General features: G+C 71.3%; 14 protein-coding genes and 1 pseudogene. 7 read left to right on the forward strand and 8 right to left on the reverse strand.

What is annotated here, in order from left to right:
• Positions 1-365: 365 nt before the first annotated feature.
• Positions 366-971, forward strand: a complete 606-nt coding sequence (locus OO52_RS25715) for a dihydrofolate reductase family protein (RefSeq protein WP_030647329.1) — start codon at positions 366-368, stop codon at positions 969-971.
• Between the two features lie 463 nt (positions 972-1,434).
• Here OO52_RS25715 and OO52_RS52170 read toward each other — a convergent pair whose 3' ends face one another.
• The 3 genes from OO52_RS52170 to OO52_RS53000 all read right to left on the reverse strand — a co-directional run bounded on the left by OO52_RS52170 (position 1,435) and on the right by OO52_RS53000 (position 2,987).
• A complete protein-coding gene (locus tag OO52_RS52170; RefSeq protein ID WP_158712560.1) occupies positions 1,435-1,632 on the reverse strand; it encodes a hypothetical protein in 198 nt (65 codons plus the stop codon).
• A gap of 178 nt (positions 1,633-1,810) precedes the next feature.
• Entirely contained in the window at positions 1,811-2,791 is a 981-nt protein-coding gene (locus tag OO52_RS25725) for a quinone oxidoreductase family protein (protein WP_231406246.1), read from the reverse strand.
• A 19-nt stretch (positions 2,792-2,810) separates the two neighbouring features.
• Positions 2,811-2,987, reverse strand: coding sequence for a hypothetical protein (locus tag OO52_RS53000; RefSeq protein ID WP_234337962.1), 177 nt, complete (start codon positions 2,985-2,987; stop codon positions 2,811-2,813).
• A gap of 56 nt (positions 2,988-3,043) precedes the next feature.
• Here OO52_RS53000 and OO52_RS51655 point away from each other — a divergent pair, with 56 nt between their 5' ends.
• The 4 genes and pseudogenes from OO52_RS51655 to OO52_RS47840 form a co-directional block, all read left to right on the forward strand.
• The gene (locus tag OO52_RS51655; protein ID WP_167347929.1) at positions 3,044-3,202 is read left to right on the forward strand and encodes a hypothetical protein; all 159 of its coding nucleotides are present in this window, start codon (positions 3,044-3,046) and stop codon (positions 3,200-3,202) included.
• A 293-nt stretch (positions 3,203-3,495) separates the two neighbouring features.
• Positions 3,496-4,143 (forward strand): DUF7019 family protein, encoded by a 648-nt coding sequence (locus tag OO52_RS25735; protein ID WP_030647317.1) that lies wholly within the window; start codon positions 3,496-3,498, stop codon positions 4,141-4,143.
• A gap of 7 nt (positions 4,144-4,150) precedes the next feature.
• Complete coding sequence (locus OO52_RS25740; RefSeq protein ID WP_030647314.1) at positions 4,151-7,741, forward strand: serine/threonine-protein kinase; 3,591 nt, start codon at positions 4,151-4,153, stop codon at positions 7,739-7,741.
• 198 nt (positions 7,742-7,939) lie between these two features.
• Positions 7,940-8,373, forward strand: a pseudogene (locus tag OO52_RS47840) (transposase); the annotation flags it as partial.
• 10 nt (positions 8,374-8,383) lie between these two features.
• On the opposite strand, the gene OO52_RS25750 reads toward OO52_RS47840, so the two are convergent.
• The 3 genes from OO52_RS25750 to OO52_RS25760 form a co-directional block, all read right to left on the reverse strand.
• Entirely contained in the window at positions 8,384-9,895 is a 1,512-nt protein-coding gene (locus tag OO52_RS25750) for a carotenoid oxygenase family protein (protein ID WP_030647308.1), read from the reverse strand.
• Between the two features lie 761 nt (positions 9,896-10,656).
• On the reverse strand, positions 10,657-12,276 hold the full coding sequence (locus OO52_RS25755; protein ID WP_030647305.1) for an amidohydrolase: 1,620 nt from the start codon (positions 12,274-12,276) through the stop codon (positions 10,657-10,659).
• 113 nt (positions 12,277-12,389) lie between these two features.
• Positions 12,390-13,052, reverse strand: coding sequence for a TetR/AcrR family transcriptional regulator (locus OO52_RS25760; RefSeq protein ID WP_051818615.1), 663 nt, complete (start codon positions 13,050-13,052; stop codon positions 12,390-12,392).
• Between the two features lie 135 nt (positions 13,053-13,187).
• Here OO52_RS25760 and OO52_RS25765 point away from each other — a divergent pair, with 135 nt between their 5' ends.
• Positions 13,188-14,627: a purine-cytosine permease family protein gene (locus OO52_RS25765; RefSeq protein WP_030647300.1), complete on the forward strand. Its 1,440-nt coding sequence runs from the start codon at positions 13,188-13,190 to the stop codon at positions 14,625-14,627.
• A gap of 320 nt (positions 14,628-14,947) precedes the next feature.
• On the opposite strand, the gene OO52_RS25770 is transcribed toward OO52_RS25765, so the two are convergent.
• A complete protein-coding gene (locus tag OO52_RS25770) occupies positions 14,948-16,129 on the reverse strand; it encodes an adenosylhomocysteinase (RefSeq protein ID WP_030647297.1) in 1,182 nt (393 codons plus the stop codon).
• A 1,053-nt stretch (positions 16,130-17,182) separates the two neighbouring features.
• Here OO52_RS25770 and OO52_RS25775 point away from each other — a divergent pair.
• Complete coding sequence (locus OO52_RS25775) at positions 17,183-17,950, forward strand: hypothetical protein (RefSeq protein ID WP_030647293.1); 768 nt, start codon at positions 17,183-17,185, stop codon at positions 17,948-17,950.
• Positions 17,951-18,250: 300 nt separating this feature from the next.
• Here OO52_RS25775 and OO52_RS25785 read toward each other — a convergent pair whose 3' ends face one another.
• Complete coding sequence (locus tag OO52_RS25785) at positions 18,251-18,919, reverse strand: NIPSNAP family protein (RefSeq protein WP_234339769.1); 669 nt, start codon at positions 18,917-18,919, stop codon at positions 18,251-18,253.
• Positions 18,920-19,045 lie beyond the last annotated feature (126 nt).

Genomic DNA, 19,045 nt, shown 5'->3' on the forward strand with positions numbered 1-19,045 from the left:
TACTGCCGCTCCCCCCAGCCGACCGCGCATCCGCTGGATGCCGTCCGGAATGTCGAGCGGGTGATCCCCAACGTGCTCGCGGCGCGAACCGCCGGACCCGTGGAGCCGCAGAGAGGTCCTCACCGACCCCATCCGGCACACCGTCGACCTGCTGCTGGACCGCTCCCCCGTGCCCGCTGAGAAGGTCGCCGCCGGCCAGACCGCCGTGGTCGGCCTGCGCTGCCGCCGGGCCGACGGCAGCGCACAGCTCGTCGCCTCCCGCGGCCTGGATGCACGAGTCGACGACGGTCCCGGTGATGAGCCGCGGACATCCCGATGAGTTTCCGGCGGAAGGGCGGTCTACCCGTCGTCGAAGGGAGCGCACCATGCGCAAGATCATCGTTTGCACGTTCCTGACGCTGGACGGCGTCATGCAGGCACCGGGCGGCCCGGACGAGGACACTCAGAGCGGCTTCGAGCACGGCGGCTGGCAGAAACCGGTGTCCGACGACGAGGTCGGCACGGCCATCGCCGGTTGGTACGAGGTCTCCGACGCGATGCTGCTCGGCCGCAAGACGTACGAGATCTTCGCGTCGTACTGGCCGACCGCGGATCCCGGCAACCCGTTCACCCATCGGATGAACAGCATGCACAAGTACGTGGCGTCTCGTACCTTGACGTCCCTCGAGTGGCAGAACTCCACGCTGCTGGAGGGCGACATCCCCGACGCCGTGCGCAAGCTGAAAGCATCCGACGGCGGCAACATCAACGTCGTGGGCAGCGGCGACCTCGCCCAGACGCTCATGCGGCACAACCTCGTCGACGAGTACCGGCTGACCATCCATCCGGTGATCATCGGCACCGGCAAGCGGCTGTTCGCCGACGGAGCGATCCCCACCGCGCTGGAGCCGGTCAGCGTCTCGACGACGAAGGGCGGCACCATCGTCGGCGTCTACCGGCCGAACGGAGAGCCCGGCCACGACAGCTATTAGGGTCCGTCCTCGAAGATCATCGGGGGCACGATCGACGCGAGCCGTCACGGGGCGGCCACGCGTCCAAGCGCTTCCCGTACACCGCAGCGGCACCCCGGTGCAGTAGCTGTCCGCCTGCCCGACGCCTCCAGCCAAAGCTGAGCAACGAACCGTGAGAGACACCCGTTCGCCCGCACACCCGAACCACGGCACCGCCGCGGATCCGCTCGCCGGGTCTCCACCCGACACCGTCAGCCCGTACTTTCGACGAGACCACCTGGAACGTCTCCGAGGCGTCCCCGAGCGGTATCGCCATCGTCCGCTACGTCATCTACATGGCGTCGTCCCTGCGCGACGAACGGCTGTGGCGGATCCCGATCAACGGAGACGACGAGAACGTGGACACGCCGACCGCCTACTCCGTGGGCACCTACGGCCGGCTGCGGACCGTCGCCACGATCCCGGGGCCGACCATCTGTGGCTGTCAACCACCTCTCAATGGCCTTGCGCAGGTCGGGTCGCGCACAAGCTGCTGCTGCGGCATCCGCGGTTTGCCGAGCATCGTCAGCCAGTGCGCCACGGCCTCGTGGTCGAGGGTGACGAGCACGGCGACGTCGGGCCGGTCGTTGCCGACGACGTGGCTCGGGAGCGGTTCCTGTGCCGGGTGCGGTCGATCGTGCACGAGGTGCTGGACCCGCATCCGGTGGACAGCGAGACGGTCGCGGAACTGTCCGTCGCCGTGTTCGAGGGCACCGGCGTGCTCCGCTCACCTCAGCGAGCCGCCCACGAGATGATCCGGTTCCTCCTGGAAGCGGTCATCGCGCGAACGGCGGCTGAGGCGGCCCCTCGAACGGACAGGGTTACGGCACCAAAACGATCTTTCCGGTGGTGTGACCGGACATGCTCTCGCGGTGGGCTGCGGCTGCCTCACGCAGCGGGTGGCTGGACGCGACCAGGATGCGCAGCCGTCCCGCTGCCGCGGCTTCCGCGAGGTGCAGGCGGGCGGCCTGCCTGATCGCGGTGCCGGGGTCGGCGCCGGGCCCTCCGCCGAGGAGCTTGATCCCAGCTTGGGCCCCGCGCTCGAAGGCCGCGATGGTGGCGATGCGGGAACGGTCGCTCACGAGTTCCACGGAGACGTCCACCGCCTCGTCGGTGCCCACCAGGTCGGCCGCCGCGTGGATCCCCTCCGGCGCCGCCGCACGAACACGGTCCGCCAGACCGGGCCCGTACGCGACCGGGACCGCGCCCAGTTCCCGGAGCAGTGCGTGCTTGGCCGGGCTCGCCGTCGCGACCACGGTGGCCCCGCGCGCCGCGGCCAGCTGGACGGCCACCAGGCCGACCCCTCCCGCGGCCCCGTGGACCAGCACCGTCTCGCCCTCACCGAGTCCGACCGCTTCGAGGACGTGTACGGCGGTCACACCGGCGACCATCAGCCCGCCGGCCTGCTCCCAGGACAGTCCGGCCGGCTTGGGCACCACGGAAGAGGCCGGAACGACGAGTTCCGCGGCGTACGCGCCGGACGCGCGATAGACGATCACCTCGTCGCCCACCCGGACGGGACCCGCGGGGCCGGTCGCGTCGGCGCCCACCGCGGTGACGACACCGGCGGCCTCGCTACCCAGCCGCAGCGGCAGCTTCGCCGGATCGGTGCCGAAGGTGCCGCTGTACACCTTGTAGTCGAAGGGATTCACACCCGCGGCACGGACCGCGACGCGCACCTGACCTGGTCCGGGCTCCGGGACGGCGACGTCGATCACCGACAGGGCGTCGGGGCCGCCGTACGCGCTCGCAACTACTGCTTCGCTCATGCCCACGGACAACCCGTTGGCGGTGCTGATCATTCCGCCGTCCTCTCGATTCTCATCTGCCGAAGCCCGCGGTGAGCCCGCCGATGAGCCGGCGGCGGCCTAGGACGTACAGGGCGAGCGTGCCGCAGACCACCAGGACGAGCGCGTTGGAGAACGCCGTCAGCCCCCAGGTCGCTGTGCGAGTCCAGCGGATGGCCGTCCTCGACCGTGGCGGCGGCCGGGTCGGCAAGCAGGATGCGCACCGCGGCGGGCAGCTTCGCCCGCCCGGCCCGTGCGGTCAGTTCCTTGCCCACCTGGAGCGAGGCGCTCTCGGTCGCCTGCGTCGTCGCCGACGGGGCCGGGCTGGATCCGTTCAACGCGGACCAGCGCCTGCTGGACCAGGACCCGTACTGCCTGAACATGAATCTGCGCGCTGCGTGCTCCAGCGCGGGCAGCAGCCCCTGAACGCGCCGAGGCGGTCCTCGAGCGGGAAGCGGGTCTCCAGCACGCTGTCGCCGGGCCCGATGGACCTCGTTTCCAGGGTGTCCTGGTGCCCAGCCGGTCAACTCGAACACGCCCGTGCGGACCTCGTCTCACTCGCCGCAATCGTCCGAGCCACGGCTCGGACGCCCCACCCGTGGGCTCGCGCCCGCCGCTGTGACCGTACTGTGAGAGTCTCATAGCCCCCCATGGGCAGGACCGCAGTCCTTTAATCTGGCGACGTTGGGGGTTGAGGTCGTATCGGGGAGGGCGATCGAGTGTCGCTGCACCACTGCCTCTGCATCAGCGATACCCAGGCCGACATGCTGCTGTCGCAGATCGGCGCCGGTTTCGACCGGAAGCACGTTACGGATGTGTGCGCGGACCTGAAGTTCGTCAGCGTCAAGCGCAGTGTGGAGTCTGCAACGGCGAACCGCGTGACACCGCTGGAGCGGGTGCCGCGGTGCCTTGACGGTTCCGGTGACGTGGGCACCGTCGACGTGCCTGGCCCGTACGTCAGGGGCAGGCTGCCGATGCGGTGGGAGCCGTCGGCGACGGGGCGGGCTTCCCTGGTCCACTTCGGCGGCAGCACCGGGCGCTCCCCCGTCGGGCTCGGCGGCGCGAGCGGCCACGTCGTCGGCGCGCCCGCCGCAGCGGTCACCGCGGGGACGGACCCGGTCTTCGCGCCCTCCACCATGCCGGGGTTGCTCTCCGGCCTGGCCACGGCGCTGGCCGACGACAGCGCCACCGTGCCACCGGACGCGCTCGCCTCCGGGCACCTGGTGAACCCGCGCGGCGTGGAGGAGCAGATGGAGTCTCTCGAAAGGTGCCTGTCGCACGGACCCAGCCCGTACCCCGAGCTGGACGCCCACGAGGGCATGACGGTACTCCCCGGCAGCCCGCTGCTCGTCGCGCTTTCCGACTGAGGCCGCCGTGGTACGCGGACCGGCCCGCATATGGGCGCCCGGCGACGTCGTGCTGGGCCTGTACGAGGTGCTCGACGTGGTACGCGACGGCGGGATGGGCCTGGTGCACAAGGTCCGGCACCGCGGCTGGCAGGTGGACCTGGCCGTGAAGACCCCGCGCCCGGAGCGGGTGAGCACGCCGTACGACCGGCGGCTGTTCGAGACCGAGGCGGGCACGTGGGTCGGCCTCGGGCTGCATCCGCACACCGTCAACTGCGTGTACGTGCGCACCATCGACACGCTGCCTCGGGTGTTCGCCGAGTGGATCGACGGCGGCAGCCTGGCCGACGCCGTGCGCGGCGGCAGGCTGTACGAGGGCGGCCACCGGGTGGCGCTCGGCCGCATCCTCGACGTCGCCGTGCAGATGGCCTGGGGTCTGGCGCACGCCCACGACAGCGGGCTCGTCCACCAGGATGTGAAACCGGCGAACGTGATGCTCCAGACCGACGGCACTGCCAAGGTCACCGACTTCGGCCTGGCCCGGGCGTCGGCGGCGAGCCGGCAGGAGGGGGCCGACGGCCCGGGCGACGACCCGCCGGGTGTGACGTTCGCGGGTATGACACGGGCCTACTGCTCCCCGGAGCAGGCGGCGGCCGCCGCGGGGCGCGGCGCGGTCCGGCTGACCACGGCGACCGACGTGTGGTCCTGGGCGGTGAGCGTCCTGGAGATGTTCACCGGACGCCGCCTCACCGACCACGGACAGGCCGCCGACGAGGCATTGGAGACGTTCCTGCGGGGCGGCGGCGCCGACGACGCGCGGGTGCCGGCGATGCCCGCAAGCGTCGGCGAGCTGTTGCGGCAATGCTTCCGGCAGGACCCGGCCGCGCGCCCGTCCGGCTTCGGCGAGATCTCCTCGGTACTCGGCGAGCTGTACCGCGCGGAGCTCGGCGCCACCTACGAGCGGCCCGCGCCCAGGACGGTGCGCCTGTTGTCGGACGGTCTGTCCAACCAGGCCCTGTCCCTCCTCGACCTGGGCAGGGTCGACGAGGCCGAGGAACTGTGGCGGCGGGCCGAGGGAGCCAACCCGCACCACCTTCCGACCCTCTACAACTTCGGCCTTCACCAGTGGCGTTCGGGGCGCCGCACCAGAGAGGAGCTGTCCTCCGACCTGGCGGCGGCCCGCGCCGCCGGACCTCCCGACGGCCTCGGCGCGCTCCTGCTCGGCTGCGTGGAGCTGGAACGCCACGAGGACGAGCGGGCGGGGGAGTTACTGCGCGAGGCGGTCGCCGCCGACCCGGACTCGACTGACGCCGCGGCGGCCCTGGCCGAGCTGGCGCGCCGCCCGCCACCGGTCCGCGCCGAGCTCGACGGCCACACTGGGGAGGTGTCGGCGGTCGCGGCGAGCGCGGACGGCGGCCTCGTCCTGTCCGGCGACCGCTCGGGCCGGCTGGTGCTGTGGGCGCACGGTGAGCGGAGCCGGCGACGCGCTCGGCGCATCCTGACCCGGAGCGGGCAGCCGGTGGTCCACCTCGCCGTGGACGCGGCGGGCACACGCGGCGCGGTGCTCCGTGAGGACTGCTCCGTCGAGACCTGGGACCTGGCACGCGGCCGCCGGCTCGACCGGCCGGCCCGGCAGGACAGCTCTCCCGTCTGCACGCTGGCCGTCAGCGGCGACGGCCGCTACGTGGCCGTCGGGCGCCGGGACGGCACCGTTCTGATCTGGCAGCCCGGCCGGCCGGACCAGGCGGTCGCCATGGTGAAGGCGCACAGCGGCGCGGTCAGCTCGCTCGCGCTGAGCCGCGACGGCAGCAGGGGCGTGTCCGCGTCCTTCGGCAGGGACGGTCACGACGGCACCGTTCGCGCGTGGGCTCCGTTCGCCGGACGGCTGCTCGGCACCTTGACCGGACCGGTTCGGGGGACGCTGCACGGCAAAGAGGTGCGGACCTCCGCGCTGGACCTGGTGGGCATCTCCCCCGATGCCCGCTGCGCCGTGGTCGCCTGGTGGAGAGGGCCGCTGACGGTGTGGGACGCCCGGCGTTGCGTGGTGGTGAGCGAAGTGCCGCACCGGTTGCGGCACGTGCGAGCCATCGCGGTCGCCTCGCCCGGGCCCACTGTGCTGACCGCCGGCGACGGCGGGATGTCGATCCAGGCGTGGGACGCGACAACCGGCCGCTGCCTGCGCACCCTGGACCGGGAGACTCCGTCCGACCTGTACTCGGTGCGCGGCGCGGCGCTCGCGGCGAAGGGCCGGGTGGCCGTACTCGGCGGCGCCCGTCTGGTCGTGCTGCGTTCGCTGCCCGGCACCGGCTACCGCGCGCCCTGGTGCTACGCCCGTCCTAGTTCGGCCGGTGAACTCACCCGCACCGACGAGACGTTCCGCGCACTGATGGCACGAGTCCACGAGCTGACGGACACCGAACGCTACGCGCCCGCCGCCGAGACGCTGCGCGCCGCCCAGCAGGTGCCCGGCTTCGGCCGCCATCCCGAGGTGCGCCGGGCGTGGGCGAGGGTGGGAGCGCACGGCCGCCGGGCGACGCTGCTCGGCGCGTGGCCACTTTGGGGGTACGACGGGGACCGGGTGTTCACCCAGCCCGTCACCACCGCGCTCGACCGCGCCGGCACCCTGCTGGCGACCGGTCGGTGGACCGGCGAGGTGGACGTGTGGGACGCCCTCACCGGGGAGCGGCTGCACACCTTCGACCGCGGTGAGGGCGGCAACGCCCGGGACATCCGGTTCGCCCTCGACGGTCTCCTGCTGCTGGTCCTGACCAGCTCGGGCACGATCCGGCAGCTGAGCCTGGAGGACGGCAGCAAGCGGTTGTTCACCGACGACTTCGGTCGGATCAGCGCCTTCGCGCTGAATCCCGCGGGCAACCGGGTGCTGATCGGGGACGAGACCGGCACGCTGCGGATGCGGGACCTGCCCGGTGGCTCCGTGCTGAGCACGGTCCGGGCGCACGCGGGGAAAGTGCACGCGGTGGCGCTCAGCCCCGACGGCCGGTTCGCCGCCACGCACGGCAGCACCCGGTCGCAGCCCTCGTTCCCCCGGGTGGGCGAGCACGAGGTCCACCTGTGGCCGCTGGACGCGGAGCGTCCCGCCTGGACGCTGCCGTCGCGCGGCAGTGAGGAGTTCCCGGACTTCGGTCCGGACGGGCGGACCCTGTTCCTGTCCACCGGCCTGTCCACCACGGCGTGGGACGTGGCGAGTGGCGCGTTTCGGTACTCGGTCGACTCCGGCGGCTCGTTCTCGTCCGGACAGACCGCCCGGGCCTTCAGTGCCGACGGCACGCTGGCCGCCTCCCCGGGCCGCGACGAGGTTCAGGTGTGGGAGACCGCCACCGGCCGGGTGCTCCACTCGCTGCCCTGCGGCATGCCGCACGGTTTCACCCTCAGCGCAGACGGCATGTTCGCGGTGACGGGCGGCTGGGACGGGCTGCTCCGCGTGTGGGACCTGCGTTCGGGATGCTGCCTGCGGACACTGGAGGGCCACGAAGCACCGGTCGCGGGGATCGAGTTGAGCCCGGACGGCACCTTGCTGGCCACCGCGGACCTGGGCTCGACGCTGCGGGTTTGGGAGCTGGCCTGGGACTACACCGTCGGGCCCAGGGACGGTGACTGACCGTACCGTGGGCGGAAGTCCTCGTCGTACGCGCCATCGAGGTCCTGATTCGACCGCGAGGCAGTCGAATCAGGCGCGGCCGCAGCTGGAGAACCCTGGCAGCACTACGACCTGGGGCACGGCTACTGCGCCTACACATTCTTCGAGCAGTGCCCCCACCGCAGGGCCCGCGCCTGTTGCAACTTCTCCACTACCTGTATCGTCGACCGCCGCGGAACCCCGCTGGCCGTGTCCGTGACGGGCGGAAACCAGCATCACGTGACGCAACTGATCCCGCTGCTGGACGCGATCCCCCGAATACGGGGGCTTGGAGGACGTCCGCGCAGCAAGCCCAAGTGACTGTTCGCCGACCGTGGTTACGACTACTACAAGCACCGTCGGCGGCTGTGGCAACGCGGCATCGAGCTCTCATCGCCCGACGCGGCGTCGCCCACGGATCCGGCCCGGACAAGATCCGCTGGGTCGTCGAGTGCACCTTCGCCTGGCTCCACCAGTTGGTACGACTGCGCACCCGCTACGAACGCCGTGCCGACCTCCACCAAGGCCTCTTGGAACTCGCCCGCAACATCGTCTGCCTCCGACACTCCGCACGTCATGGTGAAACGATCGGCAATCGCCCGCTCTCGCCGTAACAAAGCACTTCTACGCGTCCGCGATCCAGCTGCCGTGGAAGCCCAGCGGCACACGGCCGGGAAGGTGGACGCGGGCCAACGGGTGGCCGCCGAAGTCCTGGGCCGCGAGGATGAGCAGGTCGGTCGCGCCGCGCTCGGGGTCGTTCACGTACGACAGGACGTAGCCGTCGTCCTCGTCCCGTGCGCCGCGCCGCGGAACGAACACCGGCTCGCTGACCGCCGTGTCCGCGGGGAAGCGATGGAGTCGCCTGCTGCCCCGCAGCATGTCGTGCTTCACCAGGTAGTTGGTGAACTTCTCGTCCGGCCGCACCCCGTCGACGGTCTCGTACGCACGCCACATCTCGGCCGTGCTCGCGGTGTAGGCGTAGCGGTGACGGCGCGAGACCAGAGATTCGTTGATGCGGGGAAACTCCTGCGGACGGTCGTCCAGCCTGCTGCCGTGCACCCGGCGCGTGCGCAGGTCGATCACCCAGCGGTCGAGCGTGGGGGCACCGGTCGCTGAGGGTCCGCCCATGCCCCGCCCGGCGACGTGGAACGGGGCGGGGAACGAGGTGTACTCCACCACGACGGTATCGCCCTGGTCGTAGGCGTTGAGGGTGTGCGAGTAGTAGACCGGGTCGATGTCGAACCAGCGCGTCGTACCGCCGGCGCGCGGCAACAGCCCGATGCGCATGGGGTGCCTGTCGTTCCACACGTACGGCACCACCGCGCCCGCTTCCGCGGCGGCACCGTCGAAGGTGATCGGTACGTCCGCGATCACCACGTACTTCTCGGTGAGCGCGAAGTCGTGCATCATCGGAGCGTCCGCGACGGGGATCCGTGTGGCCCGCGCTACCCGGCCAGTCCGGTCGATCATGATGTGCCGTACGTGGTCCCAGGTGGGGTGGTACGCGATCGCGTGCAACTCGTCGGCCGCGGAGTCGTACTTGGTGTGCGCGGTGAAGGCGCCCTTGAGTGTGGAGCGGAAGTCGTACGGGCGGACGGTGTTGAGGTCGCCGTCCAGCTCGTACGGCAGCGGCCCGCCTTCCTGCATCGCCAGGATGCGCCCCTTGTACGGGATGACGTGCGTGTTGCAGGCGAAGTCGTCCGGCGGTGCCTGGCCCGAACAGGTCTCTCCCAGCTTCGTCCTCACTTGTGAGGAGCGCACCCAGCGGTTGCGGTACCACTCCGCTCGTCCGCCGCGCAACCGGACTCCGTGCACCATCCCGTCACCGAGCATCCAGTGGTGGGCGCGGACGTCCTCGAGGCCCAGCGCGTTCGGGCCGTTGCGAAGGTAGCGGCCGTCCAGATCGTTCGGGATGCGGCCGGTCACCTCGAGGGCGAAGGCGGTCAACTCCTCGGTGACCGGTGCGAAGGCCCCCGTCAGGAACGGTAACGCCCCACTCGCGCCGCCCTTGCCGGCCGAACGGCTCGCTTGTGCCGCGGCCGTGGAAACTCCGGGCCCAAGGCCACTTCCGACCACGCTGCCCGCCGCCGCGGCCGCTACGCCCCCTAGAACCTTCCGCCGTGTAGGACCTGCCATCATCATCCCCGTTCCGCTGTCGGTCTCGGCTCCTGCAGCCGGGCACCTGGTGACGAAGGCAACTCTCCTCCGCGGTCGCCGGCGAAGCAGTCGACCCAGCCCCCGATCACGGGGTGGTGTTGGCACCACCCCCGACACGCGGCCACGCCGTGAACGCTGAGCAGCAGTTGGTCGTGTGGGAGGCCGGGCGGCTGGCGTTCGAGCGGCTCCAGGGCCGCTTGCGGACCGGTGGTACCGGAGCGGCTCGGCTCGCCAGTGAGTGGTCGGCTCACTTCGTCGCCTGACCTGCTGCGCTTGGAGGGAACGGACACCGCACCACATCCAGGCTGTGGGTCTTCGACCAAACCGGCCTGGACCCGGCCGGTATCGGCGAGCCTCCTTGGCTCCGCGAGTGCATCGACGACTACCTGCCGTCAACAACCCCAGGCAGCGAGACATCACCGATCCGGTCTCCCCCGCCATCATGGGCCGTCCGGCCACCCCGGCGTGAAGGACGCTGCGCCCCCTCACGGCGAGCGGCAAGGCATGCGGCCATCACTCAGGTCATCACTTCCCGGCCAACGGCACGGGGCGCTGAGCGAGAGGTGAGTCGGTGTAGATAGTGCGACATCCGGTGTGCGCAGCCGAGTTCGGCCGAGCAACCGTCACTCAAGCCGGCCAGCCCCGTCGGATAGCGGGTGCCTCTGGCAGCGCTGGCCCGGTGCCTTGTCGCATGCGCCGGATGCGACAAGGGGCCCACTGCTCATCGGCGCGGGCCCCGACTACAGCTCGGCCGCGCGGTGGACGACCCGGCCGCCGACCACCGTGAGCAGCACCGGCAGCGCCGCGAGGTCCGCGTCGGCGACCTTCAGCGGATCGTCGGCGAGGACGGTGAGGTCGGCGCGGTGGCCGATCGCCACCCGGCCCGCGTGCTGTTCCCCGCCCGCGGTCCAGGCGGGGTTCACCGTCATGCCCTGGAGCGCCTGGAGCGGTGTGAGCGCCTGGCCGGGGCCGTGCGGGGGCAGCGAGAGGTCGCTCGGGCGGCGGTGCCGGGCGCCCGCCATCACGCCCAGCGGCGGGTACGGTGCGATGGGCCAGTCCGAGCCGAGCACCAGCCGCGCCCCCGCCTCCCACAGGTCGCGGCAGCGGAAGGCGCGGGAGGCCCGCTCCTCGCCGAGGCGGCGGGACCAGTTGTCGGTGTGGTCGGCCCGGGTGAACTCGCAGCAGTGCGTGGGCTGCATGGACGCGACGACACCGAGCGCGGCGAAGCGCCGCACGGTGTCGTCCGGGACCGTCTCGATGTGCTCGATGCGGTGCCGCACCGACCGCCCGTGCGCGGCCCGCGCCTTCTCCACGGAGTCCAGGACATGCCGTACCGCCGCGTCGCCGATGGCGTGCGTGGCGGTGGGCACGCCGGCCGCGTGCAGTTCGGCGATCACCTCGGTGAAGCGTGCCGGGTCCGGCCAGAAGGCGTGGGTGGACTCGCCGTGGCAGTCTGGGCGTTCCAGCCATGCGGTGCCGTTGTCGATCGTGCCGTCCATGAACAGCTTTACCCCGGCCACCCGCCACAGCCTGTCGCCCGTCCCCTGGAGCCGGACCAGGTCCGCCACAGCCTCCGCATCGGCGCCCGGCTGGCACCAGGGCGCCACCCGCAGCCGCAGCGGCAGCGCGTCCTCGTCCTCCAGCGCGGCGAGGGTCGCCAGGGTGGTGCCGCTCGCGTCCATCGCGTGGCCACCGGTCAGCCCGGCCGCGGCCATGGCGTGCAGCACCTCGCCGGTCCGGGCCCGCAGCTCGTCCTCGGTGGGCCGGGGTGCGACCGCCTCGGCCAGTTCGCAGGCGGCGTCCTCCAGCAGCAGTCCGGTGGGCCGGTCGTCGGCGTCGCACACGATCTCCGCGGCCTGCTCGAAACGGCGCGGCCCGTCGATCCCGGCCAGCTCGAGCGCCCGTGGGCTGGCCAGCAGCGAATGCCCGTCGAACAGGTCGATCAGGGCTGGTACGCCGTCCAGGACCGGTCCCAGGGAGGCGGCGGCGACCGGAGCGCCCCCGAAGGCGTTCGGATCCAGGCCCCAGCCGCGCAGCCAGGCGTCGGGGGCCAGCCGCGCCACGGCGTCGGCGAGAGCGGCGCGTACGGCCGCCAGGTCCCGGCACCCCGACAGGTCCACACCCATGGTGCGCTCGGCGCCGGAGACCGGGTGCAGATGCCCGTCGGTGAGGCCGGCGGTGACGACCGCCCCCTTGAGGTCGATCACCGTGGTAGCGGGACCGGCCAGCGCGCGTGCCTCGCGGTCGTCGCCGAGCAGGGTGATCCGCCCGCCCTCCGCGGCGAGCGCGGTGTGTGCCAGCAGAGCACCGGTGCCCGGATCGAGCAGCCGGGAGGAGAGCAGGACGAGATCGGCGGGCACGGGGGCTCCTTCAGGGCAGTGCGGGTGGGGGCGGTAGGCGGAGAGCGGGGAGGTCCGGAGGGTGGACGGGGACGGCAACAGGGAGGGCGGCGGTCGGTCGGTGGGACCTCCGGTCAGCCCGGCTGCCCGCCGGAGGCAGGCGGCTCGGCGACTCGGCTCAACACGTCCGCCTTCAGGCCGAGTTCGCGTTCCGCAGTGGTGAACGCCATCCGGACCACGGCCTCGGGCAGGTCCTCGTCTCCGATGTTGGCGTCGACGCCGAGCCCGTCGAGGACGACCAGGATCTGAAGGGTCGTCACCAGCGTGTCGCCGGTGCGGAACTCACCTGCCTCGACCCCCTCCCGGACGAGCCCCTCCAGCCGGGCACGCCAGACGGTCTCCTGCCGGGCGACCCGTTCGCGCAGCACGTCCCGGTAGCGGCTGAGGTGCCGCGCGTTGATCCACAGCCGGCTGATGGCGTCGTAGGCCTCACCCGTGGTGTGAGCGAGGAACCGGGCCAGCCGCTCGGTGGGGGTGCCCTCGCTCCCCTCCACCGGAAGCAGTGCGTCGATCTCGGTGGTCGCCGCACTGGCGAACGCCTCGGCGACCAAGTCCTCGGCGGACGGGAAGTAGTGGCTGATCAGGCCGGGCCGCACGTCGAGTTCCTCGGCGACCCGCCGCAGGGTGACGCACTCCAGCCCCTCTGCCAGGGCGACAGCCGCCGCGGCGGCGACGATCTCCGCACGTCGGGCAGCCGGGTCCTTGCGGATGCGTTTGCGCTGAACGCTTGACGACATGCCGCGGATGCTATTGAGTGTGCGGCCAATAAGCAACTCTATTGGGCGCCCGACCAATAATTGGGCCGGGCCGCTCCCCCGGCGGCCGGCCCGGACCGCCGCCCCCGCACCGACCAGTTCCCCCGGAGGGACCGCATGGTGTCCACGACCCCCGAGCCGCACCAGGACGACCTCGACCCCGGCCGGCCCACCCCAGCCGGCGGCACCGTCCGCGTCGAGGCCCACGGCATCGACCACATCCCCGACGCCGAGCGCCGCGGCCGGCCCCGCGAGCTGTTCGCCGTCTGGGCCGCCGCCAACGTCAACTACCTCAACCTGCTGGTCGGCGGCGCGCTCGTGCTGATGGGGCTCAGCTTCTGGCAGGCCGTCGCCGTCATCGTGGTCGGCAACCTGTTCTGGCTGCTCACCGGTTACCTCGCGATATCCGGCCCGGCGGCAGGAGCGCCCAGCGAGGTCATCACCCGGGCCGTCTACGGCATCCGCGGCAACCGCGTCAACAACGCGGTCACCGGCTGGCTGATCTCCGTGTGCTACTTCGCTCTCAACCTCGCCGCCGCCGCGTCCGCCGCCTTCGCCCTGGTGCACAGGACCGGCCTCCCCCTGAACACCGGTGTCAAGGCGGCTGTCGTGGTGGTCATCGCCGCGCTCACGCTCGCCATCAGCGTCTACGGCCACGCCCTGATCGTCCGGCTCTACCTGCCGATCACCCTCGCCCTGACCGCGGTGTTCGCCGTCGTCGCCGTCTGCGTCGTGGACCATGCGGACCTCGGGCAGGCGCCCGCTGCGCCGCTGACCGGAGCCGACCTGTGGGCCGGCCTCCTGGCGGGCGTCACACTCATCGCCTCGGGTCCGCTGTCGTACACCACCAGCGCCGACTTCTCGCGCTACCTGCCCCGCACGGCCTCCGCGCATGCGATCACCGGCTGGACCGCCCTCGGCGCGTTCGTGCCCAGCGTCGCCGTCTGCTCGCTGGGCGCCCTCGCCGCGACGGCGGTGGACATGACGGACCCGCAGACCGCCCTGGGCGAGCTCCAGCCAGACTGGTTCGAACCCGTCTTCCTGATCGCCCTCGTACTCGGCACCATCGCCATCAACGCGCTGACCGCCTACAGCGCCGGACTGGCCCTGCAGGCCGTCGGCCTGCGCGTCCGCCGCACGGTCAGCGTCCTGGCCGACGGCACGGTCTCCGTCGCCCTGACCCTGTACGCGCTGCTCGTCTCCGACTTCCTGGACACCGTCTCCGACGTCCTCCAACTGACGGTCGTCCTCCTCGGCCCCGCCATGACGGTCTACGCCACCGACATCGCCCTGCGCCGCAACCACTACGACGCCGCGGCCCTCGCCGACGAACGCCCGGGCAGCCCCTTCTGGTACCGCGCGGGCGTCAACCCGGCCGGCGCCCTCGCCCTCGCCGCCGGCGTCGGCGCATCAGCCCTGTGCGTGAACACCCTGTACACCGGCCCGGTCGCCGAAGCCCTGGGCGGAACCGACCTCGCGCTGCCTGCGGGGATGGTGGTGACGGCGGTGGTGTACGCGGCACTGATGCGAACGCGGGTGGAGCGGGCCACACGGTGACGTACGGTGCGCCGGCACGCTCCAAGAGCTTCGGCGGCCCGCCTGAAGCACTGCTTCAACGCTGCCTGCAGGCCGGTGAGCGGTCAGCAGGAAGCAGCGGTGGCCCGTCCTGCCGTCGCCGGTACCGGGGGGGTCGGCTGCGCCGTTGCCGGCGAAGAGGGCGTTGCATGGGCCGTTGCTCGCTGGAAAATAAGGCACGGTCTGTCTGACGGGCCTCGGCCTTTCGGCCGAGGACGCTCCCGGGAGGGGATCGCCGCAGACGGCCTGATGTGACCGGGGGCTGCTGGGCACATCAGGCCGCACGTGCGGGGCTGAGGAACTCAGATACGGCTCAGCGTGTCGACCAGGTGTGCGGCGACCTGCCGGTCAATGGACGCCGGCACCGCCTGCACACCGGACGCGAGTGCGGGGCTGTGACCGGTGGCGATCGCGGCGAGGCTTCGGGCCTGCAGGGTCAGACCGAGGTCCATGGCCTCGATCGGATTGCCCTTGGCCGCCGTCAGATTGATCATCTTCGTGTCCGCGAGGATCACGATCTCGCGGCCGTCACGCAGTCGGTGCACGGCGCGCTCCTGTCCGCTGGGCCCGGAGCGGTGCACGGAGACGGTGTGCTCGGCGAGCGCGTCCGCGTCCAGTTCCCAGGGCATGTGCCCGACTCCGGCGACGACGGTGCCGTCCCGCAGCGCCCCGAGCTCGGCGGCACCGATGACGCCGGGATGGCCGGTGGCCAGGAAGAGCAGTTGCGTGCGGGGCAGCAGGTCGACGAGCGCGCCGACCCGGTGGCCCGCCATCACGGCCTCCAGCGCACGGTAGGGGTCCGTGTCGGCGACCGTGACGCGGGCGCCCAGACGGGCGAGTGTGTCCGCGACCCCGCGTCCGCAAGGGCCGTAACCGACGACGGTGGCACGGGCTCCCGGGATCATGAGGTTGGTGGCGTTCATGAAGCCCTGCACGACGCTCTGGCCGACACCGAACTCGTTCTCGACCAGCAGCTTGAGACGACTGTCGTTGATGACGATCACGGGGAAGTCCGGCTGGCTCTCCCACGAGCGGATGCGCAGGCCTCCGGTGGTCGTCTCCTCCGTGGCGCCGACGAGGCCGGGCAGGCCGCCACGGGCGAGGACACCCTCGATGAGATCGGCGCCGTTGTCGAGGATGAGGTCGGGCTGTGCGTCCAGGACCCTCGCGATGTTCTCGCGGTGCCGGGCGAGGTCGTCGGAGCGGTGGCCGACGACGGTGATGCCGTAGCCGCGCAGCGCGTCCGCGGTGTCCTCCTGCGTGGTACCGGGCGACCCGGTGAGGACGATTTCGGCGCCTGCCTGCGCGAGGAGGCCGACGAGCACGGCGGTCTTGGGTTCGATGTGCAGGCAGATGCCGATACGGCGACCGGCGAACGCGGACGCGTGCGTCTGCATCGTGGCTGCCAGCATCGGCATGTGGCGGGCGGCCCACTGGGTGCCGTCGTGCGGGATCGGGCAGCGAGCAGAGGTGAGCTGAGACATGGCGAGATTCCTTGGCCGAGAGTGAGGGAGACAGGGCACCTCGGGTGCCGTGGAACCGGGTCGAGGGCACACCTGTCCCCCGACGCGGAATTGCTCGTCAGCCGTAGAAATCGCTGCGGAAGGAGTGGTCACCGAAGATCCACAGGTGGCGGCAGCACTGACTCGTGCTCATCGGTGACCTCCTCTCTCTGCCCGCGACGCGGAAACTACTCTCCGCCGGGCAAGTTATACGCATAACCTCTGCTGGGGCAAGAGATGCCCGGACCTTCGGGTGTGCCCCCCGGGCCCGGTGCCCCGGCGTCCTGCTGCCGCGACGCGTCGACGCCGTCGGGTACCGGGCGGCGCCCGATCAGGAACACGCGCCGATGGAGCGCGGAAGGGTGGACTGGCGGGTCCGCCGGTGACGTGGGAATGACGGGGCCTGGGAGAACTGGCCCGCTCGTCACTGAGGCTGAGGACCGGGCCCGCCGACGCCGCCGCGCCGGGGGCCCGGGAGCCGCACCGCCTCCGGTATCCCGCGTGACGGCGGGCGCTCGAACGGGAGCATCGTCCCGAACCCTTACAGACCATTCCCCTGCACCTGCCGCGCCGGATGCATCGCCGTCGTGTGCATCGCCGCACGCAACCGCGTCCGGACTGACGAGGCCGTGACGGAGGCATAACCGGGCCGCAGGGCCCGAGGTGCGAGAGGGTCCACCCGCGCGGTCGAGACCGACTTCCCGGCGTCATTCACGGGGCTGGCTCACTTGACCACTGTGTATCAGTGGCGATTCAGTTGGCCGCCTTACGTTCCTGAGGCGGGTTGGCCGAGCCGTTCACAGTTGCCCCGGAGGCAGGACAGGGATCCGGCGCGGTGACCAGGCCGTCGGGGCCGCTCCCGAGAACCCGACCAAGTTGATCCCGTGGTGATCAAATCGTTGCAGCACGGTGCACAACCGTGTACAGGCCTCCCCTGTCCCACAGTCAGCCACTGAGGATGATCCTCTGGCCGTTGCGCCCGCGCGCTCGGCCCAGGCCGCAGAGGAAAGGACGGGCGTGTAGGTGAGGAAGACGATGTGGAACGCGATGGTGGCCGGCGGAGCGGCGGTCGTGTTCACAGGACTGGCGGCGGTGCCGGCCGGGGCGGCGGAGGGCGGGGTCTCCTTCTCCCGGGTCACGGTGAACGGCGGGAAGCCGATCGTGATCGGGGTCAAGGACGAGGTCGAGGTGCCCGCGGTCTTCCGGATGACGACCACACTCAAATACGACTACGGGCCGACGGTGTTCCCCTATAGAGGAAAGCCCGACACGGGAGACACGCTGCACAGCTCCGTCATCACCACCGACTGCAAGGTCGTGGACAGGGCGAAGGGAATCTGCGACTTCAAGGAATGGCTGTACATCGACCCGCGGCACCTCGACTTCGGGAACGAGGACGCCGGCACCTGGAAGACTGCCGCGCGGGTCTTTCTCGCCGGTGACGCCCACGACACTGACGACCTGAACCTCCCGTTGCAGGTCAAGCGGGCCACACGCGTGACCGTCAACGCCTCGCCCGAGCCGGTCACGGCAGGAAAGACGATCACCGTGACAGGGCGGGTCACACGGGCGAACTGGGACACCCACACGTACCAGGGGTACGCGGGCCGCACGGTGAGCCTGCAGTTCAAGGCGGCGGGTGCCTCCTCGTACACGACGGTCAAGAAGGCGACGTCGAGTAGTACGGGGGCGCTCAGGACCACGGTGAAGGCCACCGGGTCGGGGACGTGGCGGTGGACGTACTACGGGAACTCCACCTCCGGGGCCAAGTCGTCGACCGGGGATTACGTCGCAGTGAGGTAGGCGACGCGTGAGCGGATCGCCTCCCCTCACCACTTCCCCGGCCACGCAGCCGACGGCCACAACTGCCCGAGGTCCGTCAGAGGGAGACGCGAAAGCAGCGCGCCGAACTTCGCCCAGCGGCTCGCCTCGTGCGGCGTTCGCCCCTGCGGCGCCTCGGTGCAGTCCCATTCCTCGTCAGGCCACCAGAACGAGAGTTCATCGTCAGGCCACGAAAGCGTGAGCGCGCCGTCGAGGCTGCCACCGATCATTTCCCAGCCGCCCCCGAAGATCTCCTGGAGGAGGTCGTCGCTTCCTTGACGCTCACCGCAGTATTGACCGCTCGCTGGGTGCCAGCCGTAGCCGCTGTGGGGTCCTGGCCCACCATTCCGAAAGCGTCGGCAGCACCTCCTCGCGCCAGCGCGGTGAAAACCGCAAGCGATTCAGGTGGTGGTCGATGTGGTCTTCGTCGGTGAAACGTGCGAACCATACGAAGACCTCCTCGTCGCTCCGTACCGGCAGCGCCGGGAAGGTGTTCGGGGCGTGTTCCGACTGCAGGTACGCCACTGGCTCGCCGCCGGTCTCGGCCAGTACGGGTCGCACGCGCTGCTCGAAGAACTCGACCAACGATGTGTCGAACTGGCGGCGCCCGTACCAGATCGTGGCGAGGACGAGCGAAGGTGGCGATGAGGCCGGCTCGCCGGGGGCCGGCCGGGCGCCGACCGGCGCCGGGAACCCACCGCGCGCCGAGGCCGGCCGCAGCAGCAGTACGTCGTCGGAGTCGATCATCGTCGCGTTCGCCGCGTCGCGGTGTGCCTGCCAGACCGGCCCGCCGTAGAAGCTCTCCAGGGCCTTGGCCCGGCGCGGCATGTCTTCGAAGCCGCGGAGCCAGACGAACCGGTCAGGGTCGTCCAGGTCACGAAATTGCCCCAGGACGGTGGCGCCCACTGCCTCTTGGGACTCGACGAACTCCCGGTCGAACAGATCGATCAGTACGTCTCGCTGTCCTGGGTGCAGCGTGTACTGGCACAGTTCGACGACTGGACACCGTAGGGCTTTCACCAGTCCCACACTCCTCGTTCAATTGTTGAAACAACCTTTGTTACAGCAAGCGGTAGG

Source organism: Streptomyces flaveolus, assembly GCF_000716535.1.
Classification (GTDB): Bacteria; Actinomycetota; Actinomycetes; order Streptomycetales; family Streptomycetaceae; genus Streptomyces; species Streptomyces flaveolus_A.